Raw genomic sequence first — 21,044 nt, 5'->3', positions numbered from 1 at the left:
CAACGGAGGGGATCGACGCGATGCGTCGGTCCCCTCCGGCGTGCGCGGGGGGCTTGCCCCAGGCCGTCAGCGCTTGCCTCCCATGGCGGCGGTGAACGTCGCCAGGTCTCCGTCGAAGCCGTGGACGGCCTCGCGGAACGCCCACGCCCCGGCTTCGTCCCGGGTGAACTCGGCCACCGTCGTGGCCGTGCACGCGGCGACGTCGGCCAGATCGCGCTGCGCCAGCTCCGTGTAGCCCTCGCGGATCCGCACCGCCGTGTTCGGGATGTCGCCGAAGACCTTGGGATCTTCCTGCTGCTGGATCGCGACCCCCACCACGACGCGGGAGTACCTCGGCGCGAGGCGGTCCAGTTCCAGGACCATGACCTCGTCGAAGCCGAAGCCCTGCCCCGTCCGGCTGTCGCGGTTGAGCGCGATGGTGCCGTCCGGTGAGCGGCTGTCGAAGTGCACGAGGTAGTCCGGGGCTCCGTACGGGTCGTCCGACGTGTACGTCGCCGCGATGAGGTCGAGATCGTTGGGCGACGAGCCGGCCGGGCTCGGGTCCCACTTCAGACCGATCTCGACCTTCCTGAGTCCCTTGCTGACACTGCTCACTGGACTTCCCCCTCCTCGTGACCTGGGCGCTGCGGGACGCCGGGCATGTCCCACCCACACGCTACGACGCGGGACTGACAACGACGTAGCGTCCCTGGTCAGGCACGTCCAACAGAGCGGAAGCCCCGGCTGGTTGGCATCCGGGCCCACCCCCGGAGATCATTGCGCCATGACATGGAACGGGGAAGAGCTCGACGTCGACGCCTACTTGGCGAGACTCGGGCACACGGGCGGGACGAAGCCGGATCTGGACACCCTGCGTGCGCTCCACCGAGCGCACGTGACGGCGATTCCCTTCGAGAATCTGGAGATGATGCTCGGCCGTCCCGTACCGCTGGACCTGGCCGCGTTGCAGGACAAGATGGTGCGCGCGCGGCGGGGCGGCTACTGCTACGAACAGAACCTCCTCTTCGCGGCGGCCCTCGAACGCATCGGCTTCGACGTCACGGGACTAGGCGCGCGTGTCAGGGCGGGAGCAACCACCACGCGCGCGGTGACACACATGCTCCTGAGGGTCGAGGCGGACGGCGAACAGTGGCACTGCGACGTCGGGTTCGGCGGCGACGGCCTGCTCGAACCGATCCCCATGCGTGGCGGAGTGGAGGTGCGACAAGGAGAGTGGCGTTTTCGGACCCGGCAGGAGGACGACGGGGCGCTGGTCCTGCAGACGTGGCGCTCCGACGGCTGGTTCGACCTGTACGCCTACACCCAGGAGCCTCGCCTGCCCGTCGACTACGTAGTGATGAACCACTACACGTCGACCCACCCCAAGTCGTCCTTCATCCGGCGCCCCGTGATGCAGCGGGTCGCTCCGGACGTACGCCGCAGACTGACGGGCACCCAGTTCAGCGTCACGTTCCCGGACGGCTCGGTGACTGAACGAGACGTTCCTGTGGGCGAATTGAGGAGCGTCCTCGATCGGGAGTTCGGGATCGAACTGGACGACACGGACGTGGCCGAGCTGATCAGGGTGCACTACGCCGGAGCGTGACCCCGGCCGTGCTCAGCGCCGTACGATGGCGCGGTGCTGGTCAAGTGGATTCGCTGCACCGTGGTCGACCGTCGGGGGTTCGAGCGAGGGCAGCGAAAGTGGGCGGGGCTTCTGGGGGAGCCGGGGTTCCGGGGGCAGGGCGGGGGGTGGAGCCGAGGGCGGCCGGGCGTCGCCCATGTCTTCACCTTCTGGGAGAGCCGCGCCTTCTACGACTCCTTCATGGCCCGCTCGCACGATCGCCTCGCGGCCGCGCAGACGGGTACGTACAAGGACCTTCAGGCCAAGCTCTTCGATCACCGTTTCGACGTGAAGACGGGCTTCGAGCCGCGGTTCACGGGTGCCGACGTCGTGCGGGTCGCGCACTGCCGGGTCCGTGAAGCGCGGGTGGAGCACTTCGCGCTGATGCAGGAGAAGGTCTGGAACCCGGCGATGGCCGGCTCGCCCGGAATGGTGCGCGGGCTCTTCGGCGAGGCGCCGGGGCACGAGTTCCTCATCCTCTCCATGTGGCATTCCGCCGCCGAGCACGGGAAGTACCGGGCCGAGCGGGTGGAGCGCCTGTCGCTGCGCGCGCAGACGGAGGCGGATGTCTCCGCGCTCGCCGGGGACATCGTGCAGCTGGAACCGTCCTGGATCGTGTGAGCCCCGGCTCTCGCGGGTCCGGTGTCACCTGCGGGCGAAGGCCCCCTCGCGGGTCGCGGCGATCGCCGCTGCCGCCGCCTGGTCGGCCAGCGCCGCGTCGATGGGCTCCCGTGTGATGAACACGCGGAGCAGAAGGGGCGCGGACACGGCGCGCACGAGCGCCGCCGCGTCGGTGTCGGGGGCCGCCTCGCCGCGCTCCACGGCCCGCGCCACGACTGCCTCGCAGCGCCTGAACCGCTCGGCGTAGAAGGCGTGGAGGGCCTCGGCGGCCCGCTCCGACTGGAAGGCCGCGGCGACGAAGGCGGTGGGCGCCGCGGCCTTCGCCTCGTCGGAGAAGGAGTCGACCACCTCGCGAGCCAGTTCACGCAGATCACCCTCCAGGCTCCCGGTGTCGGGCGGTGTCCACGTGTCCTCGCCCGCCAGGTCCAGGGCGTCGGCGACCAGCCCTTCGAGGCCACCCCAGCGGCGGTAGAGCGTGGTCTTGTGCACTCCCGAGTGATCGGCCACGTACTCGACGGTGAGCCCGGGGTAGCCGTGATCGGCCAGGCCGCTCAGCACGGCGTCGCGCACGGCGGCACGGGTGCGGGCGGTGCGGCCGCCGGGGCGGCGCGTGCCCGGAGCGGCGTTGGCCGTCGGCTCTTTCTCGCCGGTCGCGACCACCTTGTCCGTCATGGCGTTCCTCTCCGTCGCTCCCCGTCCGGGGGAGATCGTCGCGGGTGAACAAGTGCAACCTCTGTTGCGTTAGCAGGGACACTGTGCCACACTCGTCGTAATGCGACACAAGTTGCGTTTGTGTGGCGTGGATGTGTGGCGTGGATACGAAACCCGGGGGTGCCCTTGCCTACTCAGATCTCTCTGCACGGTGTGACCAAGGCCCGTGGCGAGCGGCTGCTGTTCGACGGGGTGTCCTTGGCGATCAGGCCGGGTGAGCGCATAGGCGTCGTGGGGGAGAACGGCGCGGGCAAGTCCACGCTGCTGCGCCTGATGTCCGGTGACGAATGCCCCGACGAGGGCGAGGTCGTGACGGTCGCGGAGCGCGGAGCGGCTCTGCTCGCGCAGACTCCGGGCCTGCCCGCCGATCACCGTGTCGGTGACGCGATCGACGCGGCGCTGGCCGACCTGCGGGCCATGGAGCGGCGGCTGCGCGCTCTGGAGGCGGAGCTGGGTTCCGCTTCGGAACGCGTCTTGGGGGAGTACGGAGACCTCCTGACCGCGTTCGAGTCGCGGGGTGGCTATGAGGCCGACGCGCGCGTGGACAAGGCGATGCACGGGCTGGGACTCGGGCACATCGGCAGGGACAGGGTCCTGGGCAGTCTGTCCGGCGGCGAACAGGCGCGGCTGGGCCTGGCCTGCGTCCTCGCTGCCGCGCCGGAGGTCATGCTCCTGGACGAGCCGACCAACCACCTGGACGAGGGCGCGCTCGACTGGCTGGAGGGCGCCCTGTCCGCGCATCGCGGGACCGTGGTCGCCGTCTCCCACGACCGCACCTTCCTGGAACGGGTCACCACGGCCATCCTCGAAGTGGACGCCGACCGCAGGACGGTCGTGCGGCGCGGCGGTGGATATCAGGGACTGCTCGCCGAGCGGGCAGCCGCCCGTGCCCGCTGGGAGCAGGAGTACGCGCAGTGGTGCGAGGAGAGAAACCGGCTCCAGGAGTTCATGGCGACCACCGCGCATGCCGTCGCCGGCGGCCGTGCCATGAAGGACAACAACAAAATGGCGTACGACCGGGCGGGCGGCCGGGTCCAGGCATCGGTCGCGGGCCGCGTGCGCAGCGCCCAGGAGCGGCTCCGCAGGCTCCAGGAGCAGCCGGTGCCCAAGCCTCCCGAGCCGCTGCGGTTCGCGGCACGCCCGATGGCGGGCGCAGCCGAAGGGGCCTTGGTGACCTTGCGGGACGTGCGCGTGGGCGACCGCTTGGCCGTCGACGAGCTCACGGTGTCGGCCGGCGAGCGGCTGCTGATCCACGGGGGCAACGGCGCGGGGAAGTCCACCCTGCTGCGCACCATGGCGGGCGTACTGGAACCCGACGCGGGCACCGTTCTGCGCAAAGGACGGATCGGCTACCTCGCGCAGGAGATACCGACGCGGCGTCCCGCCGAGAGCGTGCTCGCCGTGTTCGGCCAAGGCCTCGGGCTGACGGAGGAGGAGCAGACGGAACTGCTCCTTTCGTTCGGTCTCTTCCGGGCGCGCGACCTGCACGTGCCGGTGGGGGCGCTCTCCGCCGGGCAGCGCCGCAGGCTGGCTCTCGCGCGGCTGCTTGCCCGGCCCGCTGATCTGCTGCTCCTCGACGAGCCGGCCAATCACCTGGCGCTCGGCCTGGTCGAGGAACTGGAGGCCGCGCTCGATCAGTGGACCGGAGCGCTGGTCGTCGTCTCGCACGACCGGTCGCTGCGCCGGCGTTTCACGGGTCGAATACGCCGGATGGAGTCCGGACGGCTACCCGCCTGAGTCACGCGACGGCACCGCGATCTAGGGTTTCCGCATGGCACGCCCGCGGCGCATCATCCTGGTCCGGCACGGCGAGTCGGCGGGAAACGCCGACGACACCGTGTACGAGCGCGAACCCGATCACGCGCTCGCCCTCACCGAGGCGGGGTGGGCGCAGGCGGAGGAGAGAGGCAAACAGCTCCGGGAAGTGCTCGGGCGGGAGCGGGTGAGCGTGTACGTCTCGCCGTACCGCCGCACCCACGAGACGCTCCAGGCGTTCCGCCTCGACCCCGAGCTGGTGCGGGTGCGCGAGGAGCCCAGGCTGCGGGAGCAGGACTGGGGCAACTGGCAGGACCGCGACGACGTGCGCCTGCAGAAGGCGTACCGGGACGCGTACGGGCACTTCTTCTACCGCTTCGCGCAGGGCGAGTCCGGAGCCGATGTCTACGACAGGGTGGGAGCCTTCCTGGAGAGCCTCTACCGCAGCTTCGAGGCCCACGACCACCCGCCGAACGTCCTGCTGGTCACGCACGGGCTCACCATGCGGCTGTTCTGCATGCGGTGGTTCCACTGGTCGGTGGCCGAGTTCGAGTCCCTGTCCAACCCGGGGAACGGCGAGATGAGGATGCTGGTGCTGGGCGAAGACGGCAAGTACGCGCTGGACCGGCCCTTCGAGCGCTGGCGCCGGCCAGAGCCGTACGGCGTCACCGGATAGAGTGGCAGGGCGATGACCGCTGACTCCTCTCCCGACCGGCGCCTGGAGCGCGCACTGGCCAGCCTGCGCGGACTGGCGGTGGGGGACGCCCTGGGCTCCCAGTTCTTCGTTCCCGCGCACTACCCACTGCTCAAGCACCGGCAGGTGCCGGACGCGCCGTGGCAGTGGACCGACGACACCGAGATGGCCTGCTCCGTGCTGGCTGTGCTGGCCGAGCACCGCCGGATCGACCAGGACGCGCTCGCCCGGTCCTTCGCCGAGCACCACGACTTCGACCGGGGTTACGGCCCTGCCGTGAACCGTCTGCTGCGGCAGGTCCGCGAGGGCGGGGACTGGCGGGAGCTGGCCTCCGCGCTCTTCAAGGGCCAGGGCTCCTGGGGCAACGGCGCCGCGATGCGCATCGCCCCGCTCGGCGCCTGGTACGCGGACGACCCGGAGCAGGCGACACACCAGGCGGAGATCTCCGCCTACCCCACGCATCAGCACCGGGAGGCCGTGGTCGGGGCCATGGCGGTGGCCGCGGCCGCGGCGCTGACGGCCTCTCCCCAGGGGCCGCCCACACCGCAGGCGCTCCTCGACGGGGTCATCGCGCTGGTTCCGCGCAGTGCGGTCGGGGCCGGGCTGCGCAGGGCGCGGGACATGCTCGACTACGACGACCCGGGCACGGTCGCCGCGGTCCTCGGATGCGGGCGCCGTACGACGGCCCACGACACGGTGCCGTTCGCGCTGTGGTCGGCCGCGCGCGGGCGCGGCGCGTACGAGCGGGCGATCTGGGACACCGCGCAGGTCGGTGGCGACATGGACACGACCTGCGCCATCGTGGGCGGTGTGATCGCCGCGGGAGAGGCAGGCGCGCCGCCCGTGGAGTGGCTGAAGCGGACCGAGGCCCTGCCGGGCTGGGTGCCCGGCGGGCAGGGGTGACTCCGGGGCCTCCCGGAGCCTTCGAGCCGCCTCTCGGCGTACCCCTCGTAACCCTCAGAGAGCTGACGCACCCGCCTTGCCGCTCAGCGCTTCCAGGTCGCTCTTGCGGACCTGGATGACGAAGAGGGAGACGAGCGCCGCCGCGACGGCCATCGCGGCGGCGGCGATGAAGGCGTTGCCGATGCCGTGGCTGAGGACCGTGTCGCCCCACGGCGCGGGCAGCTTGTGGCTCTGGGCGAAACGGGCCTTCTGCTCGGCTGTGGCCTCGGCGAGGAACTTCCGGGTCTGGGTCTCGCCCTCGTCCTTGGCCGCGTTGCTGAACACCGTGGTGAGGATGGACAGGCCAAGCGCGCCACCCACCTGCTGGGTGGCGTTGAGCATGCCGGACGCGGCACCGGACTCGCTGTCCGAGACGCCGGACACGGCGGTCAGGGTGAGGGTGACGAAGTTCAGGCCCATGCCGATGCCGAAGAGCAGCATCGGGACCAGCAGACCGCCGAGGTAGGAGCTGCCGGGGTCGAGAAGGGTGAGCCAGGCCATTCCGGTGGCCGTGAGCAGGCAGCCCACCACCATGAAGGGCTTCGGGCCGAGGCGGGGCAGCAGACTGCTGGAGAGCCCCGCGCCGACGGCGATCGCGGCGGCGACGGGCAGGAAGGCGAGGCCGGCCTCGACGGGGCTGTAGTGCAGCACGTTCTGCACGAACAGCACGATGAAGAAGAACATGCCGAACATCGCGGCGGAGAGGCTGAGCATGATCGCGTAGGTGCCGGAGCGGTTGCGGTCCGCGAAGAGGCGCAAGGGCGTGATCGGTTGCGAGGTGCGCCGCTCGACGAGGACGAAGGCGGCGAGCAGCACCAGCGCGGCGGCGAAGGAGATGAGGGTGAGGTCGTCGCGCCACCCTTCCTCCGAGGCGCGGATGAAACCGTAGACGAGAGAGGCCATGCCGAGCGTCGAGGTGAGCGCGCCGGTCAGGTCGAACCGGCCGGGATGGCGTTCGGACTCCCTGATGTAGCGCGGCGCGAGCACGGCGATGACCAGCCCGATGGGTACGTTGACGAAGAGCACCCACCGCCAGTCCAGCCACTCGGTGAGGACACCGCCCGCGAGGAGGCCGACGGCGCCACCGCCCGCGGAGACACCGGCGAAGACACCGAACGCGCGGTTGCGTTCGGGCCCTTCGGGGAACGTGGTGGCGATCAGCGCGAGGGAGGTCGGCGAGGCGATGGCGCCGCCGACGCCCTGCAGCGCGCGGGCCGCGAGCAGCTGCCAGGGCTCCTGCGCGAAGCCGCCGAGCAGCGAGGCGAGCGTGAAGAGGGCGATGCCCGTGATGAACATGCGGCGGCGGCCGAGCAGGTCCCCGGCACGTCCGCCGAGCAGCAGCAGTCCGCCGAAGGTGAGGGCGTAGGCGTTGATCACCCAGGTGAGGTCGCTGGTGGAGAAGTCCAGCGCGGTCTGAATCTGGGGCAGGGCGATGTTGACGATGGTGGCATCGAGCACGACCATCAGCTGGCACGCGGCGATCACGGTGAGGGCGATGCCGGGGTGCGCGGGGCGTGCGTCGCGATGGGGCTCGGGCGCGGATGAGTGCGTACGGATCTGTTCGTGGGTCACGAGCGTTTCCCCCGGAAGTGAATTAGTGAACGCAGCCGTTCACTATGAGGGACGGTATCGAGCCCGCTCCCGCGAACGCAAGCATTGACAGGGCGAGTTGACCGCTCTGTGGGCGCCCTCACAGGGCGGCTGCGCCGGGGGCCGCGGCGGCGCCGTGCCGTTGGGAGGATCGCGGGCCGCCACCTCAACGCGCTGCCGCCTCAAGGTCGGGCCGCCTCAAGGCCGGGCCGCCTCAAGGCAGGACCGCCTCAACGGCACGGAATCGTTCCCTCCGCCCCGCCCGACGGGAGACCTTGTCCGGGCCGGCCGCCAGGTGATCGCCGACAGGTATTACCGGACACGGGGCCATCGAAGGGCACCCGCCGGCCTGGCATGCTGGGCGAAGGCGCGGTGCCGCCGGGCCGCCCCCGGGGTCGGCGCGCCGACATGCTGGCTCGACGGAGAGAAGGCGATGGTTGCTTCGCGCTGGACGGCGGCTGCTCCCGCCCGGACGGCTGCCCCGCGGCGCCGGGGCGCCGTCCTGGAACAGGCGATCCTCGACGCCGCCCTGGAACAGCTCGGCACGGTCGGCTGGAGCGGCCTGACGATGGAGGGCGTGGCCGCGGCCGCCCAGACGGGCAAGGCCGCGGTCTACCGCCGCTGGCCGTCCAAAGTGGACCTCGTCGCGGACGCGCTGCGCGCCGCGCTGCCGAGCTTCGAGGGCGCACCGGACCTCGGCGGCGTCCGGGAAGATCTTCTGGCGCTGTGCGCGAGAATGCGGGCGGCGATGTATTCACGCCCCGGATTCGCCCTCCGCTCCGTGCTTCACGAATGCGACACAGCGACGGCCGAGCGTTTCCATGACGTGATCTTCCGAGGCCTCATCGAACCGAGCGTAAAGCTGATCAAGGAAGTCGTGCACAGGGGAATCGAGCGCGGAGAGGTGCGCTCGGACGGCACGGCCGACTATGTGTGCGATGTCATTCCGGCCATGCTCATGTATCGCTCGAAGGTGTGCGGGAGCGAATGGCGGGACGAGGACTTCGAGGCCCTGATCGACCAGGTGATGGTGCCGTTGCTGCGCCCCTGAAAGGCGGGCACGGCGGCCGGTCCGACGCGCCGCCGCGGGCCCCGCGACGAGCGGGGGAGACCTGGGTGTCGCGGGCGGCCCCCGGCGGCGTAGGCTATCTGGCGCCATGCCGTACGAAGCACCCACCCACACCGTCGAGCGCTCCTTGCGCGCCACCACCGGAGCGAAGATCGTCGCCGGTGTCGACGAGGTCGGCCGCGGTGCGTGGGCGGGCCCCGTCACCGTCTGCGCGGCGGTCACCGGACTGCGCCGGCCGCCCGAAGGGCTCACCGATTCCAAGCTGATCACCCCCAAGCGGCGCACCGCGCTCGCGGCGGAGCTGGAGAGCTGGGTCACGGCGCACGCCCTCGGACACGCCTCGCACGAGGAGATCGACCGACTGGGGATGACGGCCGCGCTGCGGCTCGCCGCGGTGCGCGCGCTGGAGGGGCTGCCGGTCCGTCCGGACGCGGTCATCCTCGACGGCAAGCACGACTACCTCGGCACTCCCTGGCGGGTCCGTACGGTGATCAAGGGGGACCAGTCCTGTGTGGCCGTCGCCGCCGCTTCGGTGATCGCCAAAGTTCGGCGCGACAAAATGATGGCCGAACTGGGCATCGAACATGCAGACTTCGGTTTTGCGGCCAACGCCGGCTATCCGTCGCCGGTGCACAAGGCCGCGCTGGCGGAGCGGGGGCCCACCCCGTACCACCGGCTTTCGTGGGCGTATCTTGATGCGCTGCCCCAGTGGCGGCACCTCAAGAAGGCCCGCAGTTGGGCGGACGGAAACGTTCCGGAAATCGAGGGTCAGCTCGGCTTTGAGTTCTGACCCTTTTCCGGCACGTCCGATCGCACTCATGTGCCACCCGCCGACGCGAGTCGCATCGGCGTTTGATAGACAACACATCATGCCTCTCATTCCCGAGGAGCCTCAGATTCACGAGAGTGCCCAGGGTCCCCGCGTCACGCCGGCCAGTGGCCGCACCGCGCCGACCCCCCGCCCCGTACCCGGCCCGCGTCCCGCGGCCTCGCCGCGCCCCGGCCGCCCGGGTCCTGCCCGGCCGATGCCGCCCGCGCAGCGCACGCCGCGCGACCCGGGCGCCAAGCCCGCGCCGTCCGCCCCCGCGGCCGCTTCCGCAGTGACCGCTTCCGCGGTGACCGCCCCCGTAGCGACCGCTTCCGGAGTGACTGCTCCCGGAGCGACCGCTTCCGGAGTGGTCGCTCCGGCAGTGCCCGCCGACCGCGTCCCCGTGTCCTCGGTCCCGCAGATCCAGCTGATCCCGGCTTCGGCCGAGGGCGCGCTGGACGCGGCCGAGGAAGCCGTCGACCTCCTCCTGGACTCCGGGCGCGCGCCCGGGGACGTCCTGGTGGTCACCACCGGCGACCCGCATCCGTGGGCCACGCACGAGCTGTCCTTCGGTGAAGCCGCCTACTGGGCGCAGCACGACGCGGGCGACGACGTCTTCTACGCCGACTCCGCCGCGCTGAGCCGTGCGGCGTCCCGGCCGGTGGTCGTCGTCGCCGTGAACGGCGGCAGCGAAGAGGCGGCGCTCGCGGCGCTGCCGACCGCTGTGACCCGGGCGGGGACTCTGCTGATCGTGTGCGGCGACCCGCAGCGGATCAACTCGATGCTGGGCGCGGGCGTCTGACGCTCGGGCGACGCGCGCCCGAGCGTCCCGGTACCTTCGCGCGTCCCGGCATCGGACGCCCGGTGGGGCAGTACGTCGGTCGGTGCGGGCCGTACGGCGGCACAAGGCGCCGTACGGTGTCCGCCGTGCCGTCGGGCCCGTGCCGGCCCGCGCGCAGGGGGCGACGTCGGGCCGGGTGATCAGCGTGCCGCCGCGCGCCGGAGCACATCCGAAGCGGCGCCTCCGGTACGAGGTCCCGGCAGATCGGCCCCGGCCAGCGCCTCGGGCTGTGATCCGACGCTCGGTCTGCGCCCCCCGCGCCCCTCGCCGAGGACCTGCCAGCCGTCCCGGGTCAGCGTGATGTACGCGCCGCAGCGCAGCCCGTGCAAGGTACAGGCGTCCCGCAGGCCCCACATCCAGGCGCCGTCCTCCTGGGTCCAACGCCCGTCCCCGTCACGGCAGTGGAGCAGTACGGCGGTCCGCACCGGTGTTCGGCGTCGCAGATCGTGCGGGATGATCCGGCGCAGTTGTGAGAGCAGCGTGTTGCGGAAGACCCAGCCGTCCGTGACACTCGCGCGACGGCTGAACGAGGCGCTCGCGCACAGCCGTTCGTCCTGATCCAGCACGGCCACGACGGCTGTGGCGGCTGTGGGTCGATGTCGGGAGTGCAGCCCGCTGACGATCTCACGCGGGTTGCGCAGCAAGGGGATCCCCGCGGCCGACCACTCCGCCGGCTCGAGCACCCGGGCCAGTCGGTGGGCGGCATCGGCGGACATCTCGGTCGGCGGCGAAGGCGGCGGCGAAGCCGCATCGGACGGAGTGAATCCGAAGGTCACGGTCCTCCCTTCGGCTACGCGCCCCTACGGAGGGCGGGGGTCGGGCTGGGGGCGCACCGCGGCACAGCCCTGCCGGGCCGTGGAACCGCGCGGGATGCGGTTCCAATTCTTCCCGTCGCGCGGACTCGCGGCAACGAGCAATTGGGGCCGTACGCCGGTATCAGGTGATGCGTCGTGTATATCCCTGCCCAGCTCGCGGCCCTTCGATGCTCCCCTCGGCCCCGCACGACCGGGACCGAGGGCCACACCGCTGCCGTCCGCGTTGGGCGATTGTCGGTGGCATCGGGTTGCATGGGGCCATGGACAACCATGCGCTCCGCGCCGAAGCCGATGCCATCCTCGCCGAGCTCGTCGGCGATCCGGGGGGTTCCGCGCGCCTGCGGGAGGACCAGTGGCAGGCCGTGGCGGCCCTGGTCGAGGAGCGTCGGCGGGCTCTGGTGGTGCAGCGCACGGGCTGGGGCAAGTCGGCCGTGTACTTCGTCGCCACCGCCCTGCTGCGCCGCCGCGGCTCCGGCCCCACGGTGATCATCTCGCCGCTGCTCGCCCTCATGCGCAACCAGGTCGAGTCGGCCGCGCGGGCGGGCATCCGGGCGCACACGATCAACTCGGCCAACCCCGAGGAGTGGGAGACCATCTACGAGGAGGTCGAGCGCGGCGAGACCGACGTGCTCCTCGTGAGCCCGGAGCGCCTCAATTCCGTGGACTTCCGTGAGCAGGTGCTGCCCAAGCTGGCGGCCACGACCGGCCTGCTCGTCGTCGACGAGGCACACTGCATCTCCGACTGGGGGCACGACTTCCGGCCCGACTACCGCCGCCTGCGGGCGATGCTCGCCGAGCTGCCCGCCGGTGTGCCGGTGCTGGCCACCACCGCGACTGCCAACGCGCGTGTCACCGCGGACGTCGCCGAGCAGTTGGGCACCGGCGCGGGCGAGGCACTGGTGCTGCGCGGTCCGCTGGAGCGGGAGAGTCTGCGCCTGGGTGTGGTGCGGCTGCCGGACGCCGCGCACCGGCTGGGCTGGCTCGCCGAGCACCTGGATGAGCTGCAGGGCTCGGGGATCATCTACGCCCTCACCGTGGCGGCGGCCGAGGAGGCCACCGCCTTCCTGCGCCAGCGCGGCTTCCCGGTGGCCTCCTATACGGGGCGCACGGAGAACGCCGACCGCCTCCAGGCCGAGATCGACCTCCAGGAGAACCGGGTCAAGGCGCTGGTGGCGACTTCCGCGCTCGGCATGGGCTTCGACAAGCCGGACCTGGGCTTCGTGGTGCACCTCGGCTCGCCGTCCTCCCCGATCGCCTACTACCAGCAGGTCGGCCGCGCGGGCCGCGGTGTCGAGCACGCCGACGTGTTGTTGCTGCCCGGCCAGGAGGATGAGGCCATCTGGCGCTACTTCGCAGACACGGCCTTTCCGCCCGAGGCCCAGGTACGCCAGACCCTGGCCACCCTCGCCGATGCGGACCGGCCGCTGTCCGTACCGGCCCTGGAGGCGGCGGTGGACCTTCGGCGCACCCGCCTGGAGACCATGCTGAAGGTGCTGGACGTGGACGGAGCGGTCAAGCGGGTCAAGGGCGGCTGGACGTCCACGGGCCGGCCGTGGGCCTACGACTCGGAGCGGTACGCCTGGGTCGCGCGGCAGCGCGCGGCCGAGCAGCAGGCCATGCGCGACTACGTGAGCACCGGCGAGTGCCGGATGGAGTTCCTCCGCCGGCAGCTGGACGACGAGGGCGCGGCCCCGTGCGGCCGTTGCGACAACTGCGCCGGCGCGTGGGCCGACGCCTCCGTCTCGCGGGAGACGTTGACCGGTGCGGCGAAGGAGCTGGACCGACCCGGAGTGGAGATCGAGCCGCGCCGGATGTGGCCGACGGGCATGCCGGCTCTGGGCATCAGCCTCAAGGGACGTATCCCGGCCAAGGAACAGTGCGCCACCGGACGCGCCCTGGGGAGGCTCTCGGACATCGGATGGGGAAACCGGCTGCGCCCGCTGCTGGCGGAGAACGCGCCCGACGGCCCGGTCCCCGACGACGTCCTGCGGGCGGCGGTGTCCGTGCTCGCCGACTGGGCGCGCTCGGCCGGAGGCTGGGCGCCGAACGTCCCGGACGCCTCCCCCCGACCGGTGGGCGTCGTGGCCGTGCCGTCCTTGTCCCGGCCGCAGCTGGTCGATTCCCTCGCCCGAGGAATCGCGTCCGTCGGCCGCCTTCCCTTCCTCGGCACCCTCGCCTACACGGGCCCGGACGGCGCGCACACGGCTCGCCGCAGCAACTCCGCCCAGCGCCTCAGGGCGCTTTCCGGCGCCTTCGCGGTCCCCGAGGAGCTGGCCGCCGCGCTGCGGGCCGCCCCGGGCCCCGTCCTGCTCGTGGACGACTACACCGAATCCGGCTGGACCCTCGCCGTCGCCGCCCGTCTGCTGCGCCAGTCGGGCAGCGAACAGGTGCTTCCGCTGGTCCTCGCGGCGGCGGGCTGAACCGCTGCCCCGGCCCTCTTTCGTGCTCAGTACGTACACGCGCCGGCGCCGCCCGCAGCTCACATTCTGACGGCTGCGCGGGATATTCGGGGAGGCTGTGGATAACCCTGGACCGGCTCGGCACCACCTTGGCGTGCCCCTGATCGGAGTTATCCACAGGGCCAACCGGAATGTCGCGTTCTGCGGGACAGTCGGCGCATGACGAATCACAGCGAAGCAATCGGCCCGATCGAGCCGGACGACGCGTCCCGTTCCGGGGACCCCGCCATCGAGGCGGACGGCGGTGGCCCGGCCGGCGACCCGTTCGGCGAGCCCGTCGTCACCTTGCGCACCCCCGCCGAACTGGCCGATGCCCTGCCGTACTTGCTCGGCTTCAAGCCCGAGGAGAGCGTCGTGCTCATCGCCCTGCACGGCGAGCGCGGCCGGTTCGGTGGCCGCGTGCGGCTGGGCATCCCCGAGCGCCCGGAGGACTGGCCCTCCGTCGCGGAGCAGCTGGCCCACTGCCTGGTGGGCGGTTGCGAGCGAAGGGGGGCCCGCCCCGATGGCATCGTCGCCTTCCTCTGCCAGGAGCCGGGAGCGGCGGAGACCGGGCAACAGGTGGTGGAACGCCTGCGGCCGCTCGCCCAGGTGCTGCGCACCGCATGCGGTGCCCTCGACGTCCCGGTGTTCGAAGTGGTGTGCATCTCGGGAGACCGCTTCTGGACCTACTGCTGCCCGGACGTCCGGTGCTGTCCGCCTCAGGGCGTTCCTCTGCTCCGGCCGGGCACCTCGGTCCTGGCGGCCGCCGCGACCTACGCGGGAATGCGGCCGGTCGCGGCGCAGGGAGACATCAGGGCACGGCTCACCCCCTGGGGAACCGCCGCGGCGGTCGAGCAGGAACGCGCGCTGGATGCGGCCGGCCTCACGCTCATCCCGAGGATGCTGACTCAGGAGGCCCGAGTCGTCGCAGCCGACACGCTCGACCTGGCCCGCCGGGTCATGGGGCGGCTGGCCGCCGCACCACCTGCCTCCGGGGCGCGCGAGGCGGACGTCAGGGACGACGAACTGATCGCGCATGACGAAGCGGCCGCACTGATCATCGGCCTCCAGGACCGCACGACACGCGACCGGGCCGCGGAGTGGATGGAAGGCGACGAGGCACCCTCCGCCCTGCGGCTCTGGCGAGCCCTGGCCCGACGCTGCGTCGGCGCATACGGGGAACACGCGGCGGCGCCCCTCTCCCTCGCCGGTTGGGTCGCCTGGTCCCTCGGCGACCTCACGGAAGGCCGGGAGGCCCTGACCATGGCAGTGTGCGCCGACTCCGAGTACATGTTCGCCCTGCTCCTGCTCCAGGCGTGCGGTGAGGACACGGACCCGGAACCGATCCGTCGCTGCCTGCGCGGAAAGCGCGAGGAGCCGGATGACGAGCTCGATCCGGGCGCGGCCTTCGAACCGGCGGCAGGGGCACAGGGTACGAGCTCCCCTAGCAGCACGCCCGAAGCGCCGGACACCAACCGCCTGTTGGAGGCAGAAGCCTCGGGAGATCGGACGGGAAGGGCACAGGAAGGCGCTTCCCGCCGTCGTCGCCGCCGATTGCCGCGCCTGCCGGGAAGCGGCAGCGACCTGCGGAGTGCCGCCGGCCCCGGCACCCCAGGCGGGCCTGGCAACCTTCGCCCCTCCGGCGCCCCCGGCGCAGGACCCCGGAATCGGCGGGCGGTCAGGCGCGGTGCGAGGCCCGGTCGATGAGCGCGTCCCCCCGGCGGTGGGCCGGGTGGTCAGGAAGGGCGGCGTGGCTGCGCGTGGCAGTGGCGTCCGTACGAAGTTGGCTCCAGGTGGTCGGCTTCCTGCCGAGGAAGCGTGACTTGCGGCGGGGCGGGCCCGTTCACCTGAGTGGCGGTACGTGCGGCAGGGTCGCGCCGCCGTGGCACCGCCTCCGACCTTCCGTAGCGCAGACAACGCCGAAGAAGCCGCCCCATGTCCCTTTCCGCTCCGTCTCCCGCTCCGTCTCCTGCTCCCGCTTCCGCTCCGTCTCCCGTGTCCGACAGAGAGGGGCCGCGGCAGGCCGCGCCGGCCCCCGCGTTCCGTCCCGGCGCCCCACGTCCGCCCGGCGCACCCGTTCTGGCACTGCGCCCCACGGTCGAGCTTCCGCCCGCCCACACGGCCCTGATCTGCGTGGCCCTGCCCGCCTTCGCGATCTCGACGGACCAGGGGCAGCTGATGGGCCGTGGCCTGGAGGGCTTCTACCGCTCGGGCCGCCGCGTCCTGTCGCGTTGTCGGCTACGGGTGGCGGGACGAGAGCCGGTCGCCGTGCAGGCCCGCATGCTCTCGGCGGACAGTGCCCGTTTCGTGGGGACGCTGCGCCTGTCGACCGATGCCCGTCCCGACCCCGAGATCGTCGTCGAACGGGTGCGTCACGCGGACGGTACGGAGCGGATCACCCTGCACAGCGCGGCCGAGCGCCCCCTGCGGCTGCCCGTAGAGGTCTCACTCGGCACGGACCTCGCCGAGTTGGGGCTCGTCGCCTCCGGCCGAGCCGGTCCCGAACTGCCCGCCGACGTGCACGACTCCGGTATGCGATGGTCCTCCGCCACGGCCCGCTGCACGGTCACCGCGGACCCGGCGCCCGCGGACGCCCTGGCCTCGGCAGGGTTGCTGCGGTGGGAACTGGACCTGCCCCCGGGTGCTTCCCGGAGCGTGGAGCTGCGGGTGAGGGCTGACAGCGCCGGGCCGATCCGTGCGACGGGCCACGGAATGAAGCGCTCCTTCACCACGGCGAGCGCCACCGGGGACGACCCCAGGGTCCAGCCACTGCTCACCCGGTCCGTCGAGGACCTACGTGCGTTGTTGCTGCGGGACCCCGACCATCCCACCGACATGTACCCGGCGGCGGGCGCTCCCTGGCGGTGCGGACTGGCCCCCGCCGAGGCGCTGGCCGCCGCCCGCATGGCCCTGCCCCTCGGCACCCGAGTCGCCGCCGGCACTCTGCGCACCCTCGCCCGAAGCCAACTCACGGGCCCGGGAACGCGGTCCGGCATGATTCCCGGGCCGCTGAGGGACGCGGGCCCGCATCTGCCGCCCGGCTGCACCGGCACCGAAGCCACGCTGCTCTTCCCCGTGCTCCTCGCCGAGGCGCGACGCTGGGGGCTGCCCGAGCAGGAGGTGGAGGAACTGCTGCCCGCGGCGCAGGGATGCCTGCGGTGGCTGCGCACCGCGGTCGGCGACGGCACGTTCTTGCCGGATGCCGACCCGGACGGGCCGGCACGCTGTGAGACCCAGGCGCACGCGCACCGGGCCGCGCTGCTCGGCGCCGACCTGCTGGACGCGTACGGCGTCGAGGGCGGTGCGGCTCTGCGGCAGTGGGCCAACCGGCTGCGGACCGCGTTCCGGTCGGAGTTCTGGGTGGAGGACCGGGCAGGAGGCCGACCGGCCATGGCCCGCTTGAGCGACGGCCGCCTCGTGCCGCACCTCGCCGGGGGAGCGGCCCACCTCTTGGACACCGGCCTGCTCGGGTCCGGGACGCTCGCCCCGGGGCTGCTCGACAAGGTGCAGACCGAACAGCTGGCCCGGCTGCTCGGCGGGCCCGCCATGGACTCCGGTTGGGGGCTGCGCAGTCTGGGGTCCCAAGAGGCCGCGTACAACCCGTTCGGGCACCGGGGTGGTGCGGTCCGGGTGCAGGAGACGGTGGTCGCCGTCTCGGGTCTCGCGGCGGCCGGGTACGAGAAGGAGGCCGGTTCCCTGCTGCGGGGGATGCTCGCGGCATCCGAGTGCTTCGGTCACCGGCTGCCCGAGATGTACGCGGGGGAGCAGCGCTCCGAGGGCGGGGCTCCGCTGCCGCACCCGACCGCCTGCCGTCCGGCGGCGACCGCCGCGGCCGCCGGGGTGCATGCCCTCACGGCGCTCGTCGGGATCCGTCCCGACGCACCGGCCGGCACGGTGACGCTCGGGCCAGTCCGCAGCGTCCCTCTGGGCGAGCTGGGGCTGACCGCACTGAGCGTCGCGGGCGCCCCGTTCTCCGTACGCGTGAGCCGACTGGGCCTCGCCATGGTCGAGGAGGCGGCCGAAGGCCTCCAGTTGGGCGTCTGAAACGGCAGGCCCTCAGCTGGGGCCCGGGGCGAGGGCGGAGGCAGGCCCGGGGCGACGGCGCGAAGAATCGGACCGGACGGCCTGGGCGAAGGAGATGTTTATCGTCAGGCAGACGACTATGATCGCGGCATGCCCCCCTACGACCCGTCGGCCTTCCCGCCCTTCGCCGTCACCGTCGACCTGGTCGTGCTGACCGTGCGCCGCGACGCCCTCTGCGCGCTGGCCGTGCGGCGCGGTGAGCAGCCGTTCCAGGGGCGTTGGGCGCTCCCCGGAGGATTCGTACGTCCCGACGAGGACCTCTCGGCCGCGGCGGCGCGCGAACTCGTCGAGGAGACGGGTCTGTGCGCCCACGACCCCCAGGCTCCGGCGCAGGCCAACGGAGCGCACCTGGAACAGCTCGCCACCTACGGCGACCCCGAGCGGGATCCGCGGATGCGGGTGGTGAGCGTCGCGCACCTCGCGCTCGCTCCCGACCTGCCCGCTCCCCGGGCGGGCGGCGACGCGCACAGCGCACGCTGGGCGCCGGTGGAGTCCCTGCTCGGCGAAGCGGCGTTCGGGCGTGACGGCGAGCCGGCCGCGCCGCTCGCCTTCGATCACACGCAGATCCTCGCGGACGGCGTGGAGCGCGCCCGTTCCAAAATCGAATACTCCTCACTGGCCACGGCCTTCTGCCCACCGGAGTTCACCGTCGGAGAGCTGCGACGCGTGTACGAGGCGGTCTGGGGCGTCGTCCTCGACCCACGCAACTTCCACCGCAAGGTGACCGGCACCCCCGGTTTCCTCGTGCCCACGGGCGGCACCACCACCCGGCAGGGCGGTCGCCCCGCCCAGCTCTTCCGCGCGGGAGGGGCGACGCTCCTCAACCCGCCGATGCTGCGCCCCGAAGTCTGAGCACCACAGGTCGTCCCCTTCCTGCGCCGTGCGGCGCCCGGAGGACACCAGCGGCCCACCTCCTGCCCGAAAAGCGGGAAATGTCGCGTTATCTTGCTGGAGTACCCACGGGGTTCGCCCGTCCCTGAACCGGCGGACGGTCCCGGCCGTCGAGCGGTCGCACATCCTGCGAGAGAAGCGATGATCCAGGCCATCGGACTGACCAGCAACCCCCGCCAGGAGCTCCCGCCCGCCGTCGACGACGTGTCCTTCGAGGCGCGCACCGGCCGTGTCACGGCGCTGCTCGGCGCTAAGGACGCCGGCAAGACCACGGCGCTGCGGCTGATGCTCGAACTCCAACAGGGCCGGGGCGTCACGTACTTCAGAGGCCGCCCCCTGCACCGCATCGCCCATCCGTCGCGTGAGGTGGGCGTCCTCCTGGGCGATGTCCCCGGGCACCCGGCCCGCACGGTCCGCGGACATCTGCGCATGCTGTGTGCCGCCGCCGGTGTGCCCGTCCAGCGCGCCGACGACGTCCTGGAGGCCGTGGGGCTCGTCAGCCTCCGGGACCAGCGCCTCGGCACCCTCTCGCGCGGCATGGACCGCCGCCTCGGGCTGGCCTGCGCCCTGCTGGCCGACCCGCACACGCTCGTCCTGGATGGGCCGACCGACGGGCTCTCGCACCGGGAGGGGGCCTGGCTGCACGAGATCCTGCGCGCGCACACGAGCCAGGGCGGCACGGTCCTGTTCACCACGGACGACCCCAAGGAAGCGGCACGGACCGCCGACCGCGTCGTCACGCTGGAGGCGGGGCGGCTCGTCGCGGACCAGGACGCCGCGGACTTCGCCCGGACCAGGCTGCGGCCCCGGGTCGCCGTCCTGAGCCCCTACGCGGCCCGTCTCGGCGCGCTCCTCGCCAAGGAGGCCCGCGCGCGGCAGCGTTCCATCGAGGTGGTCAGCGAGGGCGGCAACCGGCTCTCCGTCTACGGCAGCAACTGCGCCGACGTGGGGGAGACCGCCTACCGGCACGGCATCCTCATCCACCAACTCGCCGACGAGGTCGGTGCCGCCGGGCCCACACGGCCACCCGGGACCGGGGAGCGACCGGAGCCGCCGAGGCCCCGGCCGATCACCCGCCTCGAAGGCGAGGCCACCCTTGACGCGCCCCCTGAAGTCCGAGCAGAAGGGCACCACCCCCCGGCGCCGAGCCTGCCGGGGGCAGACGACACGGTCCTGCTCGCGAGTGACGAGGGAACGCGCGCCGACGCCACCTCACCTGCCCCTTGCCCGACCTCCGCCACTGCTGCCTCACCCGGCTTTCCTGCTTCCGCTGCTTCCGCTGCCGCCCCCGCCTCACTCGCCACCCAGGCCTCCGTCTCGTCCCTGCCGCCGCCCATCACCGTGCGCCCGGGCCGCAGCCCCCTCCGTCCGCTGCGGTACGAGCTGCGGCGCCTCACCGGCGTGGGGACCGGTTACCTCACGCTGGCCGCCGTCCTTGCCGCCTCCGCCCTGATCTGCGTCTTCCTTGCGCGGGCCGGACACACCCCCCAGCCCCGCCTGCTCGCCGCGTGGCCCGAGGATTTGCCGCTGCCCCCCGCGGCCCTGGGGGCCGGACTACTCGGCGCTCTGGCCTTCGGGGACGAGTTCCGGCACCCCGCCCTCGCCGCCGACCGCGGCACCGTCCCGCGCCGACTGGGGCTCCTCGTCGCCAAACTGGTCGTCGCCGCCGCCACCGCGCTGCTGCTGGGCGCACTCGCGGCCGGTACCGACGCCGCGCTGCTTCACCTCGTATACGGAGAGGAGCTCGCCGGAGTTCCCGCCGACTGGGTTCCCTCGGCGGCGAGTTGGGCGGCCCTGGTGACAGGGTGCGCCTGGGCGGGCGTGCTGGCCGCCGGCGTGTTCCGGTCCACGACGGCGGGGCTTGCCGCGGTGCTGGCGGTGCCGATCATCGTCGTACCTCTCGTACAAAAGGCCGTTGAGGGTCCTGCTGTGCGATCTGCGGCCGGGCTGTCGGGGCGGTTGAGGAACCTCGTGCTGATGCAGTGGCCGTTCGGGGGGGAGCGATATGTGGCGGGCGGGGTCCGCGTCATCGCACAACCTGTGGGTGGTGCGCTGACGTTGTCGCTGACCGCTCTGCTCTGCGCTTATGTGCTCACGGCGGTGCGCGGCAGGGTCCGCTGAGGGCGGTCCGGCGCCTTCCGTTTCGACGCTGTGCACAACTCCTCGGACGACGCTCATTTCTT

At 72.5% G+C, this 21,044-nt stretch carries 17 protein-coding genes; 13 read left to right on the top strand and 4 right to left on the bottom strand.

Annotation, left to right across the window (positions count from 1 at the left end; all coding sequences use genetic code 11):
* Positions 1-66: 66 nt before the first annotated feature.
* On the bottom strand, positions 67-648 hold the full coding sequence (locus tag ABZ385_RS19400; RefSeq protein WP_358912371.1) for a TerD family protein: 582 nt from the start codon (positions 646-648) through the stop codon (positions 67-69).
* 115 nt (positions 649-763) lie between these two features.
* Between ABZ385_RS19400 and ABZ385_RS19395 the strand changes: the two genes are divergently transcribed.
* A complete protein-coding gene (locus ABZ385_RS19395; RefSeq protein WP_358912370.1) occupies positions 764-1,585 on the top strand; it encodes an arylamine N-acetyltransferase in 822 nt (273 codons plus the stop codon).
* Between the two features lie 33 nt (positions 1,586-1,618).
* Complete coding sequence (locus ABZ385_RS19390) at positions 1,619-2,224, top strand: YdbC family protein (protein WP_358912368.1); 606 nt, start codon at positions 1,619-1,621, stop codon at positions 2,222-2,224.
* Between the two features lie 24 nt (positions 2,225-2,248).
* Here ABZ385_RS19390 and ABZ385_RS19385 read toward each other — a convergent pair whose 3' ends face one another.
* Positions 2,249-2,896: a TetR/AcrR family transcriptional regulator C-terminal ligand-binding domain-containing protein gene (locus ABZ385_RS19385; protein ID WP_358583312.1), complete on the bottom strand. Its 648-nt coding sequence runs from the start codon at positions 2,894-2,896 to the stop codon at positions 2,249-2,251.
* A gap of 165 nt (positions 2,897-3,061) precedes the next feature.
* Here ABZ385_RS19385 and abc-f point away from each other — a divergent pair, with 165 nt between their 5' ends.
* Genes abc-f through ABZ385_RS19370 form a run of 3 tightly spaced genes read left to right on the top strand, consistent with a single transcriptional unit; the run spans position 3,062 to position 6,287 of the window.
* Entirely contained in the window at positions 3,062-4,672 is a 1,611-nt protein-coding gene (gene abc-f, locus ABZ385_RS19380; RefSeq protein WP_358912366.1) for a ribosomal protection-like ABC-F family protein, read from the top strand.
* A 34-nt stretch (positions 4,673-4,706) separates the two neighbouring features.
* Positions 4,707-5,366, top strand: coding sequence for a histidine phosphatase family protein (locus ABZ385_RS19375; protein WP_358583316.1), 660 nt, complete (start codon positions 4,707-4,709; stop codon positions 5,364-5,366).
* 12 nt (positions 5,367-5,378) lie between these two features.
* On the top strand, positions 5,379-6,287 hold the full coding sequence (locus tag ABZ385_RS19370) for an ADP-ribosylglycohydrolase family protein (protein WP_358912364.1): 909 nt from the start codon (positions 5,379-5,381) through the stop codon (positions 6,285-6,287).
* 54 nt (positions 6,288-6,341) lie between these two features.
* Here the strand turns inward: ABZ385_RS19370 and ABZ385_RS19365 are convergent, their stop codons facing one another.
* Positions 6,342-7,883 (bottom strand): MFS transporter, encoded by a 1,542-nt coding sequence (locus ABZ385_RS19365; RefSeq protein ID WP_358912411.1) that lies wholly within the window; start codon positions 7,881-7,883, stop codon positions 6,342-6,344.
* Positions 7,884-8,349: 466 nt separating this feature from the next.
* Between ABZ385_RS19365 and ABZ385_RS19360 the strand changes: the two genes are divergently transcribed.
* The 3 genes from ABZ385_RS19360 (at position 8,350) to ABZ385_RS19350 (ending at position 10,595) form a co-directional block, all read left to right on the top strand.
* Entirely contained in the window at positions 8,350-8,967 is a 618-nt protein-coding gene (locus ABZ385_RS19360) for a TetR/AcrR family transcriptional regulator C-terminal ligand-binding domain-containing protein (protein ID WP_358912362.1), read from the top strand.
* Between the two features lie 106 nt (positions 8,968-9,073).
* Positions 9,074-9,775 carry a ribonuclease HII gene (locus tag ABZ385_RS19355; protein ID WP_358583321.1) on the top strand — a complete coding sequence of 234 codons (702 nt, stop codon included), beginning with the start codon at positions 9,074-9,076 and terminating at the stop codon, positions 9,773-9,775.
* 79 nt (positions 9,776-9,854) lie between these two features.
* On the top strand, positions 9,855-10,595 hold the full coding sequence (locus ABZ385_RS19350) for a hypothetical protein (protein WP_358583323.1): 741 nt from the start codon (positions 9,855-9,857) through the stop codon (positions 10,593-10,595).
* 179 nt (positions 10,596-10,774) lie between these two features.
* Here the strand turns inward: ABZ385_RS19350 and ABZ385_RS19345 are convergent, their stop codons facing one another.
* Complete coding sequence (locus ABZ385_RS19345; protein WP_358583325.1) at positions 10,775-11,410, bottom strand: hypothetical protein; 636 nt, start codon at positions 11,408-11,410, stop codon at positions 10,775-10,777.
* 299 nt (positions 11,411-11,709) lie between these two features.
* On the opposite strand from ABZ385_RS19345, the gene ABZ385_RS19340 reads away from it, so the two are divergent.
* The 5 genes from ABZ385_RS19340 to ABZ385_RS19320 all read left to right on the top strand — a co-directional run bounded on the left by ABZ385_RS19340 (position 11,710) and on the right by ABZ385_RS19320 (position 20,982).
* Entirely contained in the window at positions 11,710-13,869 is a 2,160-nt protein-coding gene (locus ABZ385_RS19340; protein ID WP_358583327.1) for a RecQ family ATP-dependent DNA helicase, read from the top strand.
* Between the two features lie 198 nt (positions 13,870-14,067).
* Positions 14,068-15,594, top strand: coding sequence for a DUF4192 domain-containing protein (locus ABZ385_RS19335; RefSeq protein WP_358912361.1), 1,527 nt, complete (start codon positions 14,068-14,070; stop codon positions 15,592-15,594).
* Positions 15,595-15,822: 228 nt separating this feature from the next.
* Positions 15,823-17,931: a glycogen debranching N-terminal domain-containing protein gene (locus ABZ385_RS19330; protein WP_358912359.1), complete on the top strand. Its 2,109-nt coding sequence runs from the start codon at positions 15,823-15,825 to the stop codon at positions 17,929-17,931.
* 129 nt (positions 17,932-18,060) lie between these two features.
* Positions 18,061-18,822 (top strand): NUDIX hydrolase, encoded by a 762-nt coding sequence (locus ABZ385_RS19325; protein ID WP_358912357.1) that lies wholly within the window; start codon positions 18,061-18,063, stop codon positions 18,820-18,822.
* 180 nt (positions 18,823-19,002) lie between these two features.
* Positions 19,003-20,982, top strand: coding sequence for an ABC transporter ATP-binding protein (locus ABZ385_RS19320; RefSeq protein WP_358696483.1), 1,980 nt, complete (start codon positions 19,003-19,005; stop codon positions 20,980-20,982).
* Positions 20,983-21,044 lie beyond the last annotated feature (62 nt).

Origin of the sequence: Streptomyces sp. NPDC005898 (assembly GCF_040629635.1) — a bacterium.
GTDB lineage: Bacteria > Actinomycetota > Actinomycetes > Streptomycetales > Streptomycetaceae > Streptomyces.
The sequence above is the reverse complement of the archived record's forward strand: the minus strand, read 5'-3'. Positions and strand labels throughout refer to the sequence as shown.

Bases quoted from the DNA above. Each gene is read 5' to 3' on its own strand.
- ABZ385_RS19385 (WP_358583312.1), bottom strand. From the start codon at position 2,896: ATGACGGACAAGGTGGTCGCGACCGGCGAGAAAGAGCCGACGGCCAAC.
- ABZ385_RS19375 (WP_358583316.1), top strand. From the start codon at position 4,707: ATGGCACGCCCGCGGCGCATCATCCTGGTCCGGCACGGCGAGTCGGCG.
- ABZ385_RS19335 (WP_358912361.1), top strand. From the start codon at position 14,068: ATGACGAATCACAGCGAAGCAATCGGCCCGATCGAGCCGGACGACGCG.
- ABZ385_RS19395 (WP_358912370.1), top strand. From the start codon at position 764: ATGACATGGAACGGGGAAGAGCTCGACGTCGACGCCTACTTGGCGAGA.
- ABZ385_RS19325 (WP_358912357.1), top strand. From the start codon at position 18,061: ATGCCCCCCTACGACCCGTCGGCCTTCCCGCCCTTCGCCGTCACCGTC.
- ABZ385_RS19360 (WP_358912362.1), top strand. From the start codon at position 8,350: ATGGTTGCTTCGCGCTGGACGGCGGCTGCTCCCGCCCGGACGGCTGCC.
- ABZ385_RS19320 (WP_358696483.1), top strand. From the start codon at position 19,003: ATGATCCAGGCCATCGGACTGACCAGCAACCCCCGCCAGGAGCTCCCG.
- ABZ385_RS19340 (WP_358583327.1), top strand. From the start codon at position 11,710: ATGGACAACCATGCGCTCCGCGCCGAAGCCGATGCCATCCTCGCCGAG.
- ABZ385_RS19355 (WP_358583321.1), top strand. From the start codon at position 9,074: ATGCCGTACGAAGCACCCACCCACACCGTCGAGCGCTCCTTGCGCGCC.
- ABZ385_RS19370 (WP_358912364.1), top strand. From the start codon at position 5,379: ATGACCGCTGACTCCTCTCCCGACCGGCGCCTGGAGCGCGCACTGGCC.
- ABZ385_RS19350 (WP_358583323.1), top strand. From the start codon at position 9,855: ATGCCTCTCATTCCCGAGGAGCCTCAGATTCACGAGAGTGCCCAGGGT.
- ABZ385_RS19330 (WP_358912359.1), top strand. From the start codon at position 15,823: ATGTCCCTTTCCGCTCCGTCTCCCGCTCCGTCTCCTGCTCCCGCTTCC.